Here is a 21,115-nt window from a genome sequence, read left to right on the forward strand (position 1 = left end):
TTCACATCTCTACACTATCTTATGTTTCACGCCTTATACTGAGCCGCTGCTGTGAATATCGACGTTGTACTGTTGCTTGAGCAAAACCCTATTCTTCTCATCTTTGTCGTATTAGCGATTGGTCTTGCCATTGGTAAAATCCGCTTTGGAAACCTTCAACTAGGTAACTCTATTGGTGTCTTAATCACCTCATTAATAATGGGTCACCTCGGCTTCTCATTCAACGCAGAAGCACTGACCATTGGCTTCATGCTGTTTATCTACTGTGTAGGTATTGAGGCGGGGCCGAACTTCTTCGGAATCTTCTTTAGAGATGGTAAACACTACCTCATTTTGAGCTTAGTTGTGCTCTCTACCGCTATCGCCCTCACCTACTTCTGTAGTGAATACCTAGGGTTAGGATTTGGCCTATCTGCGGGTATGATGGCTGGTGCACTCACGGCCACACCGATTTTGGTAGGTGCCCAAGATGCCCTCAATTCAGGGCTCGCAGAAGTACCCCGAAACATGGATATTAGCCTAGTTATTGAAAATCTCTCGGTTGGCTATGCAATGGCATACTTAGTCGGCTTGATCAGTATGATCATGTTCGCTCGCATGATTCCAAAGCTGCAAAAAGTCAATCTACATGACTCTGCAGAGCAGATAGCGCAAGAGCGTGGTCTCGGTGCGTCTGGACAACGTAAAGTTTACCTACCGATCATTCGTGCTTACCGTGTTGGACAAGAGCTCATTGACTGGACAGACGGTAAGAACCTGCGTGAGCTAGGCATCTACCGCCAAACAGGTTGTTACATTGAACGAATCCGTCGTAACGGCATTCTTGCCCACCCAGATGGTGACGCGATTTTGCAAGAAGGCGATGAAATCGCACTAGTGGGCTTCCCAGACAGCCATGCTCGTCTTGACCCTAGCTTTAGAAACGGCAAAGAGGTGTTCGACCGTAATCTTCTTGACCTGCGTATCGTGGAAGAAGAGATCGTCGTAAAAAGTGACAGCATTGCGGGTAAACGCCTATCAGACCTTAATTTGTCAGAATATGGCTGTTTCTTGAACCGCGTTGTGCGTGCTCAAATCGAAATGCCGATGGATCTGAACATAGTGTTAGCTAAAGGTGACGTTCTGCAGGTCAGTGGCGAGAAGAGCCGTGTTCACGGCCTAGCTGAGAAAATCGGTTTCATCTCGATTCATAGTCAAATGGCAGACTTAATGGCTTTCTGTAGCTTCTTCATTCTGGGGATTCTATTCGGTCTCATTACCATGACATTCGGCCAAGTTTCGTTTGGCCTTGGTAATGCGGTTGGCCTACTGCTTTCAGGCATTATGCTAGGCTTCTTACGAGCAAACCACCCTACCTTTGGTTACGTGCCTCAGGGTGCTCTTAACATGGTCAAAGACCTTGGTTTGATGTTCTTTATGGTCGGCATAGGCTTAAGCGCTGGTGGTAAGATATTCGAGCATTTGACTCAAGTCGGCCCACAGGTGATAGGTATTGCATTGATTGTAAGTGTGCTTCCGGTCATATTCGCGTACTTAGTTGGCGCTTATATTCTTAAAATGAACCGCGCACTGCTATTTGGGGCGATCATTGGTGCAAGAACCTGTGCTCCCGCAATGGACATCGTAAATGACCACGCTCGCTCAACAATCCCTGCTCTGGGCTATGCGGGTACATACGCGATAGCCAACATATTGATGACCTTAGCCGGCACTTTCATCATTATTATTAGCTAACGACTAGGTTCGTTCAGACTTTTCCAATGCACTAATTCGCAAGAGTTAGTGCATTTTTTTTGCTCAAATATTATTTTACCCATGACGAGCGAACCAGCTCTTAAATCTTTTCGTATCTCGCATCCGCTCTTAGATCAAAAAAGACGCTCAATGAGCGCCTTTTAGTATTTAAACCTAGTGAAGCAGATTAGATGTCTTCTACATCAAACTCAACCGCCGGGTTAACGTCAGCATCGTAATCTACGCCTTCAACACCGAAACCGAATAGTTTCAAGAACTCTTCTTTGTACTCTACGTAGTCAGTCAGTTCTTTTAGGTTTTCAGTCGTGATTTGTGGCCATAGGTTGCGGCAGTGTTCTTGGATATCTTCACGAAGTTCCCAGTCATCTAAACGTAGACGGTTCTTCTCATCCACTTCTGCTGCGCTGCCGTCTTCTTTGTATAGACGTTGGCTAAACATACGGAAGATCTGTTCCATACAGCCTTCATGTACGCCTTCTTCACGCATTTTCTTGAATACCATTGCGATGTACAGTGGCATTACTGGAATTGCAGAGCTTGCTTGTGTCACAACAGACTTAAGAACAGCAACGTTAGCAGTACCGCCAGTTTGACCTAGTTTCTCGTTAAGAGCCGCTGCAGCACGGTCTAGGTCCATCTTAGCTTTACCTAGCGCGCCATCCCAGTAGATTGGCCACGTTAGCTCAGTACCGATGTAGCTGTACGCAACTGTTTTACAGCCGTCAGCAAGAACACCAGCTTCAGAAAGCGCGTTGATCCAAAGTTCCCAGTCTTCACCGCCCATTACGGTTACTGTGTCTTTGATCTCTTCTTCTGTCGCAGGCTCTACGCTTGCTTCAATGATCGTATCTTTGTTTGTATCAACTGCTGTTGAAGTGTACGTCTCACCGATAGGCTTAAGAGAAGAACGAACAACTTCGCCAGTCTCAGGCATTTTACGTACTGGAGAAGCCAGAGAGTAAACCACCATATCAACTTGACCTAGGTCTTGTTTGATTAGGTCGATTGTCTTTTGCTTAGCTTCGTTAGAGAAAGCATCACCATTTAGGCTTTTCGAGTATAGGCCTTCTTCTTTTGCTAGCTTGTCGAATGCTGCTGAGTTGTAGTAGCCAGCTGTGCCCGGCTTTTTCTCAGTACCAGCTTTTTCGAAGAAAACACCGATAGTTGAAGCGCCGCCACCAAATGCAGCTGCGATACGAGAAGACAAGCCATAGCCACTTGAAGAACCCACAACAAGTACACGTTTTGGTGCATTTGCAATTGGGCCTTGAGCTTTGGTGTAAGCGATTTGTTCTTTTACGTTAGCTTCACAACCAACTGGGTGTGTTGTAGTACAGATGAATCCGCGAATTCGAGGTTTGATGATCATATTCAACTTCCTTAAAAAATCCCTGTTAGGATAAAAGTTTCGTCTACAAATGGCATCTAATTTCTTCAAAAATGTGGCTAAAATGCAAGTGGTTGGAGCACTCAGGGTGTATTTGCAGACATTTGTTCAAAATTCTAGCAAAGTTCTGATGGTGTGCCGTACAAATACAAAAAAGGCACCTCGAAAGGTGCCTTTTGATGAGATTTCTATCAAGCAACGCTATTTAGCTTAGGTTTCAGCTCTTTTCGCGTCAAAGTTTCACTATAGTCGTGGCTAAAGTGGTCAACTTGAATTGCGGCGTAGCGCAATTGGTCCGCCTCTAAGATTTGATCTACTTCAGCTTGTGTTAACACTTCAGCAGCCAATGCTTGCTCTAGTCGGTCAGACAACAGACCTTTGCGTGCTACCTTGCCTTCTTTCACTGCTTTGAAGATCTTACGCTCGAGTGGTTTGATATCGTACATCGCAATGAATGCGTTTTCCATCAAACCAACGCTATCATCTTCGTCTTGCCCAATGTAGCAAAGGTGCGTTAGACGCTCACGGTGTGCTCCTGGAGTCATTAGACTTTCAGCAAGTTTCACTGTTAGCGTATCGCTAGGCTTCTCGAAGTGGTTGCCCACTGGGAAGATTAGCCCTTTCAACACCTTACCCACTACCTTGTTAGGGAAGTTACGGTAAGCTTCCTGTAGTGACTTAGCCGCGTGGTGGAAACAGTGCTGTACTGCGTAGTGCAAGTAATCTAGGTCCGCTTGCTGACGACCTTCATCTTCGTACTTCTTAAGCGCTGCCGATGCCATGTATAGGTAACTTAGACCATCACCCAGACGAGCAGAAATCAGCTCTTTACGTTTCAGTTCACCACCTAGCGTTAGCATTGCAAAGTCAGCACTCACTGCAAGAGCACGACTTAGACGAGTAAGGTCTTGATAGTATGGTTTCGTCGGGCCACTCATATCTGCTTTAATGAACTTAGAGCCTGTTAGTGCAGCACCAAAGGCACCAAACGTGTTCTTAGTTGCATGAGAGATGTGTTTGAACAGCAGTTCATCAAACTCTTTTGCGCCTTGCTTCTCATCAGGGTTAGCCGCTGCCTCCATCTCACGCAGTACATAAGGGTGACAACGCGTTGCACCTTGACCGAAGATCATCAGGTTGCGTGTCAGAATGTTTGCACCTTCCACCGTAATCGCAACTGGAATACCAAGGTACGGTGCAGCCAGATAGTTCATCGGACCGTCTTGAATCGCACGACCAGAGTGGATGTCCATTGAGTCGTTCAAAATGGTACGTGCCATTTCCGTCATGTGGTACTTGGCTATCGCAGTAACAATCCCCGGTTTCTCTTTCAAATCGAGCGACGTGGTTGTTAATGTACGAGTTGCTTCAAGTAAGTAAGTTAAGCCACCAATACGACCTAGGCTCTCAGCGACACCTTCAAACTTACCAATCGACATACCGAACTGCTTACGAACGTACGCGTATGCACCGGTTGTACGTGCTGTCAGGTGGCCCATTGCTGTGCCTAGAGCCGGCAGTGAGATACCACGGCCCGCAGACAGACATTCCACCAGCATACGCCAGCCTTTACCTGCGTAGTCCGCACCACCGATTAACCACTCCATAGGGATAAACACATCGTGACCACGTGTGGGACCATTCATAAACGCAAGACCGAGTGGGTCATGACGCTCACCAATCACCACGCCTTCGTGATCAGCTGGGATAAGTGCACATGTGATACCGATATCTTCTTTGTCGCCTAGAAGCTTGTCTGGATCGTGCAGTTTGAATGCAAGACCCAGTACAGTAGCAACCGGCGCTAGAGTGATATAACGCTTGTTCCAGTTAAGACGAATACCTAGCGTCTCTTTGCCTTCGTGCATGCCCATACACACAGTACCAACATCTGGGATGCCACCCGCATCAGAACCCGCTTCAGGACCTGTTAGAGCGAAACATGGGATGTCTGTACCGTCAGCTAGACGAGGAAGCCAGTAATCTTTTTGATCTTGGGTACCATAATGAGACAGTAGCTCACCCGGACCAAGAGAGTTTGGAACCATGACCGATACGGCAGCACTGATACTGCGAGTAGCGATCTTGGTTACGATTGTTGAGTTCGCAAGCGACGAGAAGTTTCGACCACCATACTCTTTCGAGATGATCAGTGAGAAGAAACGCTCTTTTCGTAAGAAATCCCACACTTCTTTCGGAAGGTCACGGTCTTCTTTAACGATTTTATGGTCATCAAGCATCTCGAGAAGAGTTTCTAGCTCGTTGTCCATGAACGACTTCTCTTCTGCTGTTAGCTCAGGTTTTGGATACTGGTGCAGCTTTTGGAAGTCTGGCTTACCAGAAAAAAGCTCTCCATCCCACCAAACACTACCGGCTTCCATCGCTTCTTTCTCAGTGCTAGAAAGCGGCGGCAGGACTTTTTTGAAGAGTTTAAAGGCTGGGTCGCTTACCCATTTTTGTCTTAGAGAGCTCATAGTTCAGATCCTTTTGTTCACTATTTTTGGTGTGAATTTATGCTTGTTATTGTTCTTACTCTTTAGCTGACATGCCTGCCGCTAAATAAGGAATCAAGATATCGACAACAGCTTTCGCATCAACCTCTCTTCCATAATCATTTTCTGATATTTCCATCAGTGCTTGGCTTGACGCCATAGTGAATACACATGTCCCGAGGGTGAAGTGTAGTCGCCAGAATAACTGTTCTTGAGTGAGGTCTGGGTTTGCCTTCATTATCGAACTGGTAAATAGTCCCAAAACGTCACTATAACGAGTGGTAATAAACCAACGCAGGTGTCCTTGAACATCCGTATAGCCACGTCCAATTAACAGCATGAAACGACTGGTGCCGTCTGGTCTCACATCGTTGAGCGAGCGTAGTGGCGATCTCAAAGATTCAAACACATCACTCATCGTATACGTTTCGTTCAAATTAAGGTTCACTAGTGCATCTTGAAGTGCAGGCATGAACGCTTCTAAGTACCGATTAATCACTGCACGAACCAAAGTCTTTTTATCGCCGAAGTGGTAATTTACCGAAGCTAGATTCACATTTGCTTTGCTCGTTATGGTACGTAACGAAGTGTCGTTAAAGCCGTGCTCAGCAAACAATCCCTCTGCTACATCCAGTATCTTCTCTTTGGTCGAACTTCTTGGTGCCATTTCAATCACTCGTATTAAACAACTGTTTGAAATATACCCACAGAACATTTATTTAACAAGTAAGCAACATCACATTTTCACTCATTGGTCGTACCAGTTTGACAAATAGCTTGATAACACCCTGAATTGTCTGAGTTTTAGAAAATAAGAAAAAAAGAACAATTTTTCTTGGAACTGATTGGAAATTGGCAGGTCATAAAAAAGGTAACAAGAAGCGCATTTGGAAGTCTTTCTGGCCGTCAGACTTGTTTCACTCTCTTGTTATTCACTGCAATTTCCTTTATTAACTCCTAAACTTGTATCCGCCCAAACCGTGTTGGTTTGGGCTTTTTTTATCTTGATGACTTTTGGCCGTTTGAACGCATTCTTCACCTCTCTCCACTTCTTTTCAAACTCCACCCCAAACTACCCCAGCAAACTATTGAGATAATTAACAATAAAGAACGAGGATTTGTGTTCATCAACAAGGTGCAATACGCCGTCTTGAGGGCTGCGACCAAGATCTCTGTACTGCACCCACATTAACGTTATTTTTTTTCCCTAAACTTCTCATATTCCAAGTAAATGTTCTAAGCTTCGAATACAAGGTCGGTTTTTTCTCAACACCTGAACTTGTCACCATAAAGAGACAGTCAAAAGTAGAAGGAGAACTACTTTGAAATTGTTCAAATTATCTTTGTTGAGTTGCATGATTGTTGCAACTCCTCTTGGGGCACAAACGCTAGAACAAGCAGTCGCTATAACGCTTGCTACAAATCCAGAGTTGAAAAGCATCTTTAATGAGTTTTCGAGTGTACGAAGCCAGAACGATGCAGCAGGAGGAGCGTATCTTCCTAGCATCGATTTAGATGCTGGCATTGGATATGAGGGGATCAATCCAGCACCAAATAACGGCCCGGATACCGATCTAACGCGAAAAGAGGCAACGATTTCATTAACTCAGCTGATTTGGGATGGCTCTGCCACACTCAACAACATAGACCGCACTGCTGCAGAAGCTGAATCCGTTCGTTTACAACTTCTCTCAGATGCGGAAGATAAAGCACTAGAGGTTACACAAATTTATCTCGACGCTGTCAAAGCGACGGAGATTTTAGCGTTGTCGGAAAGCAATCTCTCAGTTCACAAGAAAATATACAAAGACATCAAGCGTAGGGCTGAGTCTGGTATTGGTTCAACGGCAGACGTTTCTCAAGTAGAAGCACGTATCGCAAAAGCGCACGGTAACCTATTGGCGGCACAAAACAACCTGATTGATACACACACTCAGTTTAGAAGGATTGTCGGTCAAGAACCTTTAGGTTTGGTATACCCTCGAGCTGATGTATCAAAGATCCCACTATCGCTGCCTGACGCCCTAGATTTTGCTTTTGATAACCATCCAGTTATCCAAATTTCGGCGGCTGATGTCGATGCGGCTCATTTTCAATACAAGCAGTCAAAAGGCGTTAATTACCCTACTTTCTCAATAGAAGCTTCCCAAACATGGCGAGACGACGCTGGCGGTGATGAAGGCTCAAGCGAAGAAACGCTTGCCATGCTTCGTATGAGGTACAACTTGTACAATGGTGGTAGCGACTCTGCTGAGAGTGAAAGTGCAGCCTATCAATTAAACAAAGCCAAAGATCTGCGTGATACTGCCTATAGACAAGTGGAAGAGGGACTTCGTTTGTCATGGAGTGCTCTAGATTTGACACTTCAACAAAAGAACTTTCTATCCGATCACGTAGACTCTGCCGCTGAAACCGTCATTGCGTATCAAAAGCAGTATCGAATTGGCCAGCGAACCTTACTTGATGTGCTCAATACAGAAAACGAGTTATTCGAAGCTCGTAAAGATTACCTGGACGCACACTACGCTGAACAATACGCTAAGTACCGTGTATTAAACGCAACGGGAACCTTACTCGACGCTCTGTTGGTTGACGTTCCTGAAGAGTGGACAAGAGGAATGGAGTATTAATTATGAAATCTTTGTATCTCATTTTACCCGCTTGTCTTGTTTGCCAGCCACTCATGGCTTATGAAGAAGAGCCTTACGATGAAACGCCTGTCGCGGTACAGATCGCCGACCTTCAAGACGATGATCTAGATGGTGTAATTAACGCTCGAGATGAGTGCCCTTCGACACCTAGAGGGGCTCTGGTAGACAACGAAGGTTGTGGTGAGAAAGTGCGTGCACAAGAGGTTAAGCAACTGCGAATCCTATTTGCCAATAACTCTTATGACATTAATCCTGTATTTTCAGAACAGATTCGCCAGATGGCCCTCTTTTTAGAGACCTACAAATCGGCTTCCATTGAAGTTCAGGGTTACGCAAGCAAAGTCGGTTCTGCGGCACATAACCTTGCCTTATCGAAGCAGAGAGCACACGCGGTTGAAGATCGACTGATCGCGAACGGGGTTGAACCTGAACGAGTGCGCATTGTGGGTTACGGTGACACAAAACTCGAAAGTGCTGGTGACGATGCAACGTCTCATGCTCTTAATCGACGCGTAACAGCTACGGTTGTAGGTTTGAATGAAGAGATTGTTGAAGAGTGGACCATCTTCACCACACTCGAAAAATAGATCTTAGATTGACGCTGATCGAACAATAGAGAAACACACTGAGTTCATCTTAAAGCAAGTCCAAGCAACGCAGCTGATTAGAAAAAGAGTAAGTAGAAAGAGAGCTTAAATAGCAAAGCCGTGATGAACAATCATCACGGCTTTTCGTTTCTTTGTCATTATAGTTTTAAAGTGTTGGTAGCTACTGTCCTAACCAGTCAACTCTTTCAAACATGTTTGTAATGATTACAGCTTAACTTCTTGATGCTTTGTCTTAGGTAGCGAGACACTCAATAGCACGTAACCTAGAATTGCCGCGGTCGTTGAACCCATCAAGATACCTAATCTAGCCAGCGTATCAAAATCTGCGTTCGTTGAGCCAAATGCCAATGAAGAGATGAAGATAGACATCGTAAAGCCGATACCACACAGCACAGACACTGCGAAGATGTTCATGAAGTTAACACCTTCAGGAAGCTTAGCTACGCCTGTTTTCACTGCACCCCAGCTGAATAGGAAAATACCCAGTGGCTTACCAATCAATAGACCTAAAGCGATACCAAGCGGTAGCATGCCTGTTAGGTTTGAAATTGAGATGCCTTCCAGCGAGATACCTGCGTTTGCGAATGCAAAAATAGGTAAGATTGCAAAAGCTACGTAAGGATGTAGAGCATGCTCTAGGTGCTTCAATGGTGAATGTTCACCCTTGTTGCCTTTCAGTGGAATCGCAAAACCGATAACCACACCAGCTAGTGTTGCGTGAACACCAGATTTCAATACTGCAAACCACAAAATTGCACCAACAATCAGGTAAACACTTAGCTTAGTTACATGCTTGTTGTTTAGCATGAACAACACACCAGTCGCGATAAAGCCGACTGTCAGTGCAAGCGTAGATAGGTCACCTGAGTAGAACAGAGCAATGATAACAACAACACCTAGGTCGTCGATGATTGCTAGTGCAAGCAGGAAGACTTTCAAGCTTACCGGCACACGGTTACCAAGAAGAGCCATGATACCCAACGCGAATGCGATATCGGTTGCTGCTGGGATAGCCCAACCTTGAAGCGCTTCAGGGTTACTTGAGTTGAATAGCACATAAATTAGTGCAGGAGCTAGCATACCACCTACCGCAGCGATAGCTGGGAAGATTGCCGTCTCTTTAGATTTTAATGCACCTTCCAAAAGCTCACGCTTTACCTCAAGGCCGATAAGTAGGAAAAAGACTGCCATCAGGCCGTCGTTAATCCAGTGAGACACGGACATACCAAATACGTATGTGTGCAGCATACCCTGATACATTTCGTTCAGAGGAGAGTTCGCTACGAACATTGCAACTGCCGCAGCAATTACCAAGATGATGCCGCCAGCAGATTCCATTTTAAAGAAGTCACGGATGACGTCGTTCATGATTTCGCCCTTATATTTATTATTTAAATAAACGAATAACAAAGAATAGACACGAGTGTAAAGCCAACTTTCGACGATACATAATCACTTCTTTGGATGTTTAACTTCGGTTTTTCCTACAAATACTAAACAATACGTCGTATATTCCATAATATTGTTGTTCACACTAATTTAAGTATAGATGACCAAAATTATAAGTGTAAGCTAGACGAACTCTCCATAAAGTGACCTAGAGTGCATAAAAAAGGCTATCAAATGATAGCCTTATATAAAAATCAATACCCTGTCAGTTGCATAAAACCAGACGATTCATGGCTTCCACTTGCCTTAATCGGCCCTTCCCAATAAGGAATAACAAACGGCAACCACATATCGCGACGTTGAATCCGAGTTGTGAGATTGATCTCATATTTGGGCACGTTGATGATCCATTGAAGCGGCATTCGACGACCATTGAGCAAGGTGCTATTGGGTAATGGTTTAATATCGATATCAGCATCAGTCAGCTGATAGACCTTCCCTGAACTTGTTGCCAACGTACCAAACACATACGGCACCTGTTTATTACTGCGATAGCGGCTGACACTCAAAGCAGAACCATCATCGAGATTAAAAACAAACCAGTCCCAACCTTGCTGACCTTCGCCAAGCAGACCGCTGCCCCACTCTTTATGCAGCCAAGCGTTACCCGATACTTCAATGTTTTCACCATCAAGTACGAGTGTTCCATTCAGAGCCAAGAACGGCGCACTAAAGTTATAGGAAGCAACAGGCAGCATATCATGTTTCTTTTGATACCCTTTTTCGCCATTGAGCACGTAAGGTCCCTTAGTCACTGAATCAAGCTCCAAACCAAAGGTATCGGTCTCAATGCTTAAACGCCCAGGAAACGGGGTCACACCAAGCGCACGCCAGTTCCAGTTGTCAATCCAGAGACGGAATGGACGGTTTGTCATTCCTGCTTGACCAATACCGCCGCGTGCGAGTCTTTGCTCTTTCCACACTTTAGTCGCAGAGGTCACCACCACATTAGAAATATAGATTTGTGGACTTTGCCAACCACGCGCTTCGCGCTCATCGGTCGCGATTCTAAAGAAGCTCCATTGGACGGAATAATCTTTACCATTATCATCTTCTAAAGTCGCAAAGTAATGCCACCACTCATGTTGGAACTCAGGGTGGAATTGGAAATCTTTTGGCAATGACACCGTACGGTCAGGCAATACCGGCTCAAACACCTTAAATTGCTCGCTCACCAATACAGAATTGACTTCATTGATGCCCTCTTCGCCCACATCCGCGAAATAAGAGTAATAAGACCAAATACCGACAAACAAACCAAAGAAGCCGATCAGTAGAGCTGAAGAGAGGACTTTGTTTTTCATCTTTTTCACGCCTTTTCTTCGCCCCATTTACAGCGCATCCCTAAGTGATTTCATCGGTGTATTACCTATCATACGCAACACTGGCAAGGCTCCTGCAATCATCAGTGCAGCCATCGACCATACAAAGGTTATAAAGTAGTCCCAAGGTATGACTTGTAACTCCAAAGACCAACCAAAAGACTGTTTAATCACGATATCAACAATCAGATTTGCCAAAGCCAAACCAAGAGGTATCGCTATCAATGACGAGATCAGACCAAAGACGAACAACTGCAAACCACCTGTGAAGATCAGTTCTTTCGCTGAAACGCCTAGGCAACGCTGCAGTGATATATGACGCTGTCTTGATACCTCACCCGCAACGGTCGCGAAAAAGATACCAAACACAGCAATAACCAAAGTAATGTTGCCCAAGGTATCAGCAATCGCAAAAGTACGATCGAAGACACGCATTGCTTGGCTATGAATATTGTTGTTGTCAAAGATACGCTCGGAGCTCAACCTAAATACTGATTCTAACCTGCTACGCAGACCGGTTGGGTTTACGTCTTCTTTGAGTATAACGCCTAGCCCAACGTTGCCCCGTCCCGCAAAGCCGTATAGCCAATTGCGGTGAGACATCATGACTTGATGATAGGGATTTCCATAGTCGTAATACACACCAACAACTTGCCATCCAGAGCCGAGGCTATCGTACATATCGATATAGTCACCAGGACGAATACCTAGCTTAAGCGACATAGACTCACTAATAAGGACGCCCTTGGAGTGATGTAGGTGATACCAGTAATTCGGGATACCCAGTTTAATGGTTAACGCCTCTAACTCCCCTTCAGAAGGACCAGTACTCACAACTTGGATACTGCCTACTGGAGAAGGAATATCTTTTTCCCAGCGCCACCACACTGAATCAACTTCGGGTTGACCAGATAGCCAGTTACTCATACGTGCTGCGGAGTTGTTCGTTGGATAGATATACAAATCAGCAGCAAGGCGCTGAGACAACCATTTATCTGTTGTATCTCGGAAGCTACCCACCATAGTCTCAACGCCAATGTTTGCCGTCATCGCTAACATAAACGCCATAGTAGCAACACCGCGGTAACTCATACTTGCAGCGGCATCCGCGAAAAACCAACGTGCACGAACCCAACGCAGAGTGTATGAAAAGTTATTAAACAGTTTCCACATCAAGAAAGGCGTAAACAGGGCTACACTCACCAGCATCAATGCAATGATGGCAAAGCCAGACTCTTGTGTCTGAGGCGCTTGGTATACCGCCACAGCAGCAACACAGAAACCACAACCAATCAAGGCTTGCCATGTAAACTCTGTACCCGCAAAACGCATCAGCGACAAACGCGATGAGAGTCGAATTGGCTGCGACTTAAGCAGACGAATAAGCGGCCAAGCACACGCTAGAAATGCACCAATTAATGCCATAACAAAACTGTAGACACTGGCTTTCCAGCTCCAGTCGATACTCAAGCCGACATTAGCGTCATAAAGGTCACCGAGACTTGAAGATACGGCTGGCAACAATTGGTTTGCCAACATCACGCCAAAGACGTTGCCGCAGATCCAACTGATAACAACTAATGCAAATAACTCAAAACAGAGTGCTTTGGTTAACTGCCAACCCGATACACCTGTTTGTCTAAGGCCACCAACCAAAGGCTGTCTCTGTATAAAAGAGAGCGACATGGCTTGGTAGAAGATGAATAGGCCGACGACAAAGGAAAGCATTCCCATTGCCGTTAAGTTCAAATGAAATGCACTGGTCAGCGACTCCAACTCTGCTTTAGAGCTACGAGAGATCGTCAATCCATTGGGCAACATGCTCTTAAGACGCTCAAACTTCGCTTCCGACATATCTGAACAGGCGATAACGGATAGACCAGAGCTGCGCTTCAACATTCTTAGAAGAGAAATGTCTGCAATCAAACGCGTGCCGTTAATCATCTTATTCTGATCGACAGCGAGAGGGCCAAGTTTAGAGCCGTCCGCAAGTTGAATATAGTCTCCGTCATGCCACTCCATATGCTTCGCCAGATCATCACTCACCAAAATTGGGTATGGCGGTTTCATCAGGTTGAGTGTCGTGAGATCTTGGAGCGCAACACCCGGTTGCAATTGAAGCATCGAGACAGGGTCAAGACCTATCAACATAAAGTTGGAGCCGTTCTCGTCAGTTACGCGATGATTATCAAAAGGGGCGCACTGCTGAAAACCTTCACGGCGCAGTTGAATGTAGAAACCTTGAGGTATCTTATTAGCACTGTGTTTAGGGCGAATACGGTAAGGAAGCGGATTGGAAAATAGCTTTTCGCCATGAGCATAGCTCTGCTTAGCATGTTGATTGATGGCAGTAACACCAACCAAAAGAGAGACGCCCAGTGTTAGACCGAGCCAAACAAGAATGATTTGAAGTGGGTAGCGTCGATAGTGACCGAGTAGCGCTTTAACTACGGGCCATAACATGAAGCTGCCCCCCTTGTAGACGGATGCAACCATCCATATGCTGGGCTACCTTTTCGCTGTGCGTTACCAACAATAGCGTGCACTCAAGCTCACGCGCCAAAGACGTCAGCAAGCGCATTACCGCTTCTGCGTTGCGCTCGTCTAGACTTCCGGTAGGCTCATCGGCAAGCAGGATCTTAGGTTCCATGTAAAGAGCACGAGCAATCGCAGCACGCTGCTGCTGACCACCAGACACCTCTTCAGGGTAGCGTCCCAATAAAGGCATAAGATCGAGCGCAGACAAAATTTGACGCCATAAGCCTTTGTCTTCAGGTAACCCCTTCAGTTGACGGCAAAAACGAATGTTGTCGGCGATGTTCAACGTAGGCAGCAGATTGAACTGTTGGAAGATATGTCCGATGTTATTGCGGCGGTAAGCAGTGCGATCGCGCTCCTTCGCCACATGCATATCAAAGTTAGGGAATAGAATTTCCCCAGAGTCAGCAAGGTCGAGCCCGGCAATGAGGTTAAGCAGTGTACTCTTACCTGAGCCACTTTCTCCCATTAATGCAAGCTGGTCCCCTTGATTTAACGTTAATTCAGCACCTTGTAAAACGGGATGGAACTCTCCCCCGTCGACATAGCCCTTACATAGGTCTGATAGCTTTAACATTAAACAGCTCACATTAGTTAGAATTTGGAATGAGAATCTACACTAAATCTAAGGTTGTAGGAAGTAATTTGAAAGATAGATCACATGCTAAGTATAAAGTCACACAAATCTTACGCCTGACTTCAACTTCCTATAAGATTTTTTATCCATTTCTTACTCTTCATGCGATAGAGCGACCCACCCCATTTGATCACCTCTTCTGTTAGGAACATCAAATAGATCCATTCAGGTTCGACCCCCAAATAGACAGCTGCGATAGCCGCTAAAGGGATACTAATCATCCATTGAGCAATCAGATCTTGGTAAAGGCAGAATTTCACATCACCACCCGCTCGTAATACACCAACAATCACCGTCATTGGGATGGAGCGAACCACAATGCCCAAGCTCAAAATTAAGATGAATTTTTCAGATAGTTCACGCGTTTCAGGAGTCAGTGCGCTGAAGGAATCTAAGATTGGCGCTTGAACAAAATAGAGCACCAACGCGACCACAATACTGGTGAAAAACGCAATGATGCTGATGCCCAATGCTTGGTAGTAAACCGCTTCATTGTTTTTAGCCCCTAACTGGTTACCCACCAGCACCGCCGCAGCATTAGACATACCAATTAAAAGTGCCAAAGAGATAGATTCAACCGGTGTCATCACCGAGAGCGCAGCCAAGCCCTGAACACCTGATTGCCCCATGATGGCGTGATAAGCAAATAAGCCACCTGCCCACGCCAAGAAATTGAACGTGGTCGGTAAAGAGAGCTTAAGAAAACGTACCACTTTATCTAACGTTGCGGCAGCTACGACGTCAGCACGTTTAAATGCTAATAAATGCTGTTTCCAGTAAAGGTATCCATACAGTGTAATCACCTCAATGGCACCGCTCAACACAGTCGCAATCGCTGCGCCTTTGATACCCATCGCTGGCATACCGAGATTCCCAAATATAAGAACCCAGTTAAGGAAGATATTCGAGAGGATCCCTATACCACTAAAAAAGGTGCTCAGCCCCGGTCGGTGCATCGCGCGAAGCCCTACTGCCATACTGCTCACACAAGCAACAGCAAACATGCTGAACGCGGTAATCACAATGTATTCGATACCCAAGCCGATCACTTCTTGTGAATCAGTAGTAACACCCATAACTTGCGCTGGGAACGAAACAAAGAACACCACCGTCAAAGCTGCGAACAGCATAGAAACAAGCCAAGTCAGCGCGGTACTCTCTCGAACACCTTGTTTATCGCCTGCCCCCCAATACTGAGCCGTCAACAGAGCACCACCTGTCGTAACCCCAACCAACATAATCGTAGTCACGAACATGGCACGACTTGCCACACCTACAGCGGCAATATCAGCTTCTCCTAACTGCCCCAACATCAAGACGTCAACCAAACCTCTACTTGAAAACATGATGCTTTGCAGCGTAATTGGCAACGCAATTGCAATCAGTTGGCGAACGAAATCACCTTTGGTATGACGCATTATTGAAGCAAGAAGCATAAGGTCACCTTAATAGAACAAAATGAAGAAAACAGGGAACATCGAAATAGTATAACAGCGGCGTGTTCTCGCCCGCAGCGACAAGCCGAGGGTCAGAAACGATAAGAAAAGACTGTTATGAAACCTAGGGAACAACTATTAAAACACAATCGATACAAACAATGAATGAAAAACAAGCACATACAGACAAAATATAAGCTACTGAAACTGTTATTAAAAACGACATAAACAAATGAATACCTGTTTACAGAAAGTTTGAATATTAAAAACCTTACAATCTAAAAACTAGATTAATATCAATTCCTTTTTGCCAATTGATTTCACCCCGCTTGTTCAATTGCTTATACAGATCGCACGCTGAAATGCTTGAGAAAGCGAACGATGTATAAGCGCTATCTACCCTGTTTTTGGTAAAGAAAACAGATGATTGATGGAGCGAATAGCAAGATAATATTGGCTTTTTTGCATATGACACTGGTAAATTAACAGTTAGTGACGTCCCTACTTCATATCAACGAATGGAGTCTTTATGAAGAAAGTACTGGTGTTAGGCGCTTCTGGTTATGTAGGCTCTCAGCTATTACCTCAACTCCTCAATCAAGGCTATCAGGTAACGGCAGCCGCTCGTCATATTGACTATTTGCAAGCGCGAACCGAGCCCCATCCAAACCTCTCACTAGAGTACTTAGATCTTGCTGATGCCGACGCAACAAAAGAGTTAGTGCCTCAGTTTGACCTTATTTTCTTCCTCGTACACGGTATGGCAGAGGGACATGACTTTATTGATTACGAGCTCACGTTGGCAAGAAACTTTGTCAATGCGCTTGGCCCTCGCAATCAACATGTGATCTACCTAAGCTCACTGCAACCACAAACGGCCGATTCGGATCACCTTCAGGCACGGAAGAAAACTGGCGATCTATTAAGATCTGGCCCGGTTCCTATCACTGAGTTACAAGCGGGCGTGATCATCGGCCCGGGATCTGCAGCTTTTGAGATCATGCGAGATTTTGTTTATAACCTGCCAATCATGATCGCGCCAAAGTGGGTCGATTCTAAAGCCAACCCAATCGCCCTAAAGAACCTTAACTATTATTTGTTAAAGCTTGCCGAGGAAAATCCAGAGGCTCACCAAACCTTTGAAGTGGGCGGCCCAGATATTGTCAGTTACCGCAATCAATTTGCTCACATCGCTAAAACCGCAGATAGACCGCTTAGGTTATGGGCAACATCGCTGTTAACTCCAACTATTGCCTCATACTGGCTTGGTGTCGTGACGTCTGTACCTTCGAATATAGGACGCGCCCTCCTTGCGGGCTTAAAGCATGACTTTATTGCTAACTCCACTGCAATTCAGGAGCGCTACCCACAACGCCTGATTTCATTCCAAACCATGGTCGAGCAAGCCATTCGAGCAGAAGGTGAATTCGTTAAGAGTAACGTTTGGGGCTTCGACAAAACGGCTTTTAAACGCTGGCAAGCAGGTTACGGTTACTACCCTAAACAGACTGGAGCGACCATCCAATCTACCGTTTCCAAAGAAGAACTCTGGCAGGTGGCTCAACAGATAGGTAGCCCAAAACAAGGCTACTTTTTTGCTAATGCTCTATGGCGCACTCGTGAATGGCTGGATCTTTTCTTCGGGGGTGGCGTACCCAAAAGGCAAGAACCGGAAGGCCCAACACTCAAAGTCGGCGATCATATCGATTCATGGAAAGTGATTCGTTGTGAAGAGAACCAGTTCCTTTCTCTACTGTTTGGCATGAAAGGGCCCGGCCTTGGTCGCCTCGAGATAACAGTTTCCGACCTTGTAGACAAAGACCAAACAAGCAATCAAAGCGAGCTCAATATTACCGCTTGGTGGCATCCAAAAGGCTTCTTAGGGCTGCTGTATTGGTTTGCCATGATGCCAGCGCACCTTTTCATATTTAAAGGTATGGTGAAAACGATAGAAAGGCAGGCGAAAGAGCAGGTGCGGGATACGAGTGGCGAGATAAGAAAGGATTAAGAGCAGATGAGAGATTCGGGTAGCGGGATGAGAAAAGATTTAAGAGCGGATAGTCCCGCTCTTTCTAATCTCGTATCCCGTATCTGCTACTCAGCAATAAAGCTAATTGGGATCTCAGCCAGCTGATTACCTTGGTTCGCTGGGTAAACAATGTATTCACCGTGATATTTCACTGCGGATTTATAGTCAGTCACTTTATGAAGCATAAAGCCAGACTCCATTGCAGCTTGAACAAACTCAGCGTGGTTACCACGGACAAACCAGTTCATCGGCTTCGCCATCAACTCACCATCGAATGAGTCGTCACACTGTTTGCCACAAAGTGCAAATGAGTGCTCGCCATCGGTGAAAAACTGAATTTTTCCGCCAGTGGTCAGTTCGTCTTCGCTCGAGACGCTCCAACCCATGTCGTACATCTTATCCATGAAGGCTTCAACGTCACTGTCTTTAAGCGGCTTTGGTTCTTCACCTTGTGGGAAGAACTTTGCGTAAAACGCAGAAATACGGCGGAAGGTGAACGTCAGATCCGAGTTATTGCCTTTAGAGCGACCCTGTTTCTGCCAGCGAATCAGATCGGCAGCGACACAGCGGTCATAAGCTTGCGATTTTATCGCCTTAGTTACCCAGCGCACCAAGTAAAGGTTATTGGCAATCGGCGCATCTACCGCTTTGCCAGATTTGTGTAGAGCTGTTAACTCATCGAGTGCTGTGTTAACCAGCTTTTGAATTTCAATGTAGTATTTTGACATTATGCCTTCTTTCCTAATGTCCAATAAAGTAGCGCTGAAAGTACGGCACACACAGCCATCACTATGACCATCGAGCCAGCGCTATCACTCGGTAGCATCGCAACAATTGCACCCACTACAGAGCCCGTACCAAAACGTAATGTCCCCGCCAGAGACGAAGCTGTGCCAGCCATGTTTGGGTAACCGCTGAGCAGCAAGCCCATTGTATTACTGCCGATCGTTGATAGTGTGCCAATAAATAGCATCACAAATGGCACAATACCCCAAAGACCAAGGTCTAAACTCCAGCCAATAAATAGACCAATACCCGCAAGTAATTGAATCGCCAGTCCCACTCTCAACATAGTATGAGAGCCTACCTTTTTCACCAAACGACCATTAATGCTGGTCATCAGAATCATGGCTACAATGTTTAAGCCAAACAGGTAACCGAACAAATCTGGACGTACACCGTAAATATCAATGTAAACAAACGACCCAGCCGTTAAGAACGCGAACATACCCGAGAATGAAAACGCACCCGAGAAGATAAGTCCCATTGCCGTTTTGTTTTTGCACAGACGGAAGTAGTTACGCATCGTCGTTTTAAAACGCAACGGTTGACGCTTCTCTACCGGCAAGGTTTCAGGGATCTTGAATGATACTGCCAGAATCACGATTATGGCGAAGATCGCCAATACCCAAAAAATCGAGCGCCAGCCAAACCACAATGCCAAGTAACCACCAATCATTGGTGCCACCAGCGGCGCAACTGTCATCACCAAAGTAACGAACGACATGGTTCTTGCAAAATCTTCGCGATCAAACATGTCTCGCACGACAGCTTGAATGATTACGGCTGCCGCTGCGCCCGCAAAACCCTGAGCGGTACGAACATAAGTCAATGCTTCAATGCCATGCGTGGTTGCGCTGACCATAGACGCTATTGCAAACAGAACCACACCAATCAACAGAACCGGTTTACGACCATAGCTGTCTGCTAATGGGCCATGAAGCAGCTGTCCTAGCGCAAAACCAGCGGTGTAAGCTGTAAGCGTGATTTGAACTTCACCAGCGGTCACACCAAGGTCTTTGGCGATAGTTGGCATCGCAGGCAAATACATGTCGATGGCAAGTGGCGTCAAAGCACCAATTGCACCGAGAATCAAAAACAGCATTAAACCTAGCTGAGGCGTTTCGGGTTGGGAACTAGGGGTAGTATGGGTTTGCATAAATCTCCGACGAAATACTAAGAGTTGCGCTTGCACGCAAACAAAATATTGGCTGAGACTTTCCTAGTACCAGTCAAAATGAATCGCCGACGCTATCCTTGGTCGGCGTAAAACAGAGAGGAAGATTACTTCCAGATAGAGTCGATCTCTTCTTGAGTCAGGTAACGGTACTCACCTAGCTCCAAAGATTCATCCATCTCAATTTCACCAATACGTTCGCGGTGTAACGCTTCTACTTTGTTGCCTAGTGCAGCAAACATACGCTTAACTTGGTGGTACTTGCCTTCATGGATAGTAAGAAGCACTTCACGCTCCGCACGTACTTCAAGATGTGCAGGAAGAGTAAGGCCATCTTCACTTTTCAGCTGAATACCCTCTTTGAACTTCTCTACGTAATCGTCCTCAACTGGGTCCACCAGCCAAACGCGATACATTTTTTCACACTTGTGTTTCGGTGAAGTAATACGGTGAGACCATTGACCATCATCGGTCACAAGCACTAGGCCCGTGGTATCCACATCTAGGCGACCAGCAAAGTGAAGCTTGTCCATCTTGATCTCATCAAGCAGGTCAAAAACCGTGCGATTAGAGCTATCTTCATGCGAGCAAACAAAACCTTCAGGCTTGTAAACCATGATGTAACGTGGACCTTGAACACGCAGTTCATTGCCTTGCCATTCAACAACGCACTCTTCGGTAACCTTGGTGGCACCGCTTTTCTGCATGACATCGTTCACTGTCACTGTTTTTGATTTTAAAATCTGTGTTGCTTCTTTTCGAGTGACGCCTAATGAGTCACATAGAAATTTATCTAAACGCATGAATACCTCAACTAATCTAAGTCAGGTATTATAGTCACCTTTGCTCAATTA

The 21,115-nt window shown here is 45.6% G+C and carries 15 protein-coding genes; 4 read left to right on the forward strand and 11 right to left on the reverse strand.

What is annotated here, in order from left to right; genetic code table 11:
* The first annotated feature begins 51 nt into the window (after nucleotides 1-51).
* Nucleotides 52-1,734, forward strand: a complete 1,683-nt coding sequence (locus AC6I7V_RS07870) for an aspartate:alanine antiporter (protein ID WP_255230538.1) — start codon at nucleotides 52-54, stop codon at nucleotides 1,732-1,734.
* 187 nt (nucleotides 1,735-1,921) lie between these two features.
* Here AC6I7V_RS07870 and fabV read toward each other — a convergent pair whose 3' ends face one another.
* The 3 genes from fabV to psrA form a co-directional block, all read right to left on the reverse strand.
* A complete protein-coding gene (gene fabV / locus AC6I7V_RS07875) occupies nucleotides 1,922-3,124 on the reverse strand; it encodes an enoyl-ACP reductase FabV (RefSeq protein ID WP_255230537.1) in 1,203 nt (400 codons plus the stop codon).
* Nucleotides 3,125-3,333: 209 nt separating this feature from the next.
* A complete protein-coding gene (locus tag AC6I7V_RS07880; protein WP_498010618.1) occupies nucleotides 3,334-5,616 on the reverse strand; it encodes an acyl-CoA dehydrogenase in 2,283 nt (760 codons plus the stop codon).
* Nucleotides 5,617-5,671: 55 nt separating this feature from the next.
* On the reverse strand, nucleotides 5,672-6,301 hold the full coding sequence (psrA, locus tag AC6I7V_RS07885) for a TetR family transcriptional repressor PsrA (RefSeq protein WP_255230535.1): 630 nt from the start codon (nucleotides 6,299-6,301) through the stop codon (nucleotides 5,672-5,674).
* Nucleotides 6,302-6,956: 655 nt separating this feature from the next.
* Between psrA and AC6I7V_RS07890 the strand changes: the two genes are divergently transcribed.
* Nucleotides 6,957-8,264: a TolC family outer membrane protein gene (locus AC6I7V_RS07890; RefSeq protein WP_498010619.1), complete on the forward strand. Its 1,308-nt coding sequence runs from the start codon at nucleotides 6,957-6,959 to the stop codon at nucleotides 8,262-8,264.
* Nucleotides 8,264-8,872 carry an OmpA family protein gene (locus AC6I7V_RS07895; RefSeq protein WP_420856604.1) on the forward strand — a complete coding sequence of 203 codons (609 nt, stop codon included), beginning with the start codon at nucleotides 8,264-8,266 and terminating at the stop codon, nucleotides 8,870-8,872. The genes AC6I7V_RS07890 and AC6I7V_RS07895 overlap by 1 nt, the downstream gene beginning before the upstream one ends.
* Nucleotides 8,873-9,097: 225 nt before the next feature.
* Here AC6I7V_RS07895 and nhaA read toward each other — a convergent pair whose 3' ends face one another.
* The 5 genes from nhaA to AC6I7V_RS07920 all read right to left on the reverse strand — a co-directional run bounded on the left by nhaA (nucleotide 9,098) and on the right by AC6I7V_RS07920 (nucleotide 16,275).
* A complete protein-coding gene (nhaA, locus tag AC6I7V_RS07900; RefSeq protein ID WP_498010620.1) occupies nucleotides 9,098-10,261 on the reverse strand; it encodes a Na+/H+ antiporter NhaA in 1,164 nt (387 codons plus the stop codon).
* Nucleotides 10,262-10,536: 275 nt separating this feature from the next.
* Entirely contained in the window at nucleotides 10,537-11,673 is a 1,137-nt protein-coding gene (locus AC6I7V_RS07905) for a lipocalin-like domain-containing protein (RefSeq protein WP_498010621.1), read from the reverse strand.
* A complete protein-coding gene (locus tag AC6I7V_RS07910; RefSeq protein ID WP_498010622.1) occupies nucleotides 11,674-14,127 on the reverse strand; it encodes an ABC transporter permease in 2,454 nt (817 codons plus the stop codon).
* Nucleotides 14,108-14,779, reverse strand: a complete 672-nt coding sequence (locus AC6I7V_RS07915; RefSeq protein WP_255230528.1) for an ABC transporter ATP-binding protein — start codon at nucleotides 14,777-14,779, stop codon at nucleotides 14,108-14,110. The genes AC6I7V_RS07910 and AC6I7V_RS07915 overlap by 20 nt, the downstream gene beginning before the upstream one ends.
* A 122-nt stretch (nucleotides 14,780-14,901) precedes the next feature.
* Complete coding sequence (locus AC6I7V_RS07920; RefSeq protein ID WP_261881712.1) at nucleotides 14,902-16,275, reverse strand: MATE family efflux transporter; 1,374 nt, start codon at nucleotides 16,273-16,275, stop codon at nucleotides 14,902-14,904.
* A gap of 529 nt (nucleotides 16,276-16,804) precedes the next feature.
* On the opposite strand from AC6I7V_RS07920, the gene AC6I7V_RS07925 reads away from it, so the two are divergent.
* Nucleotides 16,805-18,283 (forward strand): DUF2867 domain-containing protein, encoded by a 1,479-nt coding sequence (locus AC6I7V_RS07925; RefSeq protein WP_498010623.1) that lies wholly within the window; start codon nucleotides 16,805-16,807, stop codon nucleotides 18,281-18,283.
* A gap of 86 nt (nucleotides 18,284-18,369) precedes the next feature.
* On the opposite strand, the gene AC6I7V_RS07930 is transcribed toward AC6I7V_RS07925, so the two are convergent.
* The 3 genes from AC6I7V_RS07930 to rsuA all read right to left on the reverse strand — a co-directional run bounded on the left by AC6I7V_RS07930 (nucleotide 18,370) and on the right by rsuA (nucleotide 21,064).
* Nucleotides 18,370-19,032 carry a DUF2913 family protein gene (locus AC6I7V_RS07930; protein ID WP_255230523.1) on the reverse strand — a complete coding sequence of 221 codons (663 nt, stop codon included), beginning with the start codon at nucleotides 19,030-19,032 and terminating at the stop codon, nucleotides 18,370-18,372.
* Nucleotides 19,032-20,243 (reverse strand): Bcr/CflA family multidrug efflux MFS transporter, encoded by a 1,212-nt coding sequence (locus tag AC6I7V_RS07935; RefSeq protein ID WP_498010624.1) that lies wholly within the window; start codon nucleotides 20,241-20,243, stop codon nucleotides 19,032-19,034. The genes AC6I7V_RS07930 and AC6I7V_RS07935 overlap by 1 nt, the downstream gene beginning before the upstream one ends.
* A gap of 125 nt (nucleotides 20,244-20,368) precedes the next feature.
* Nucleotides 20,369-21,064, reverse strand: coding sequence for a 16S rRNA pseudouridine(516) synthase RsuA (gene rsuA / locus AC6I7V_RS07940; protein ID WP_032552205.1), 696 nt, complete (start codon nucleotides 21,062-21,064; stop codon nucleotides 20,369-20,371).
* Nucleotides 21,065-21,115 lie beyond the last annotated feature (51 nt).

The sequence above is a fragment of the Vibrio sp. KUL70 genome (assembly GCF_059725515.1).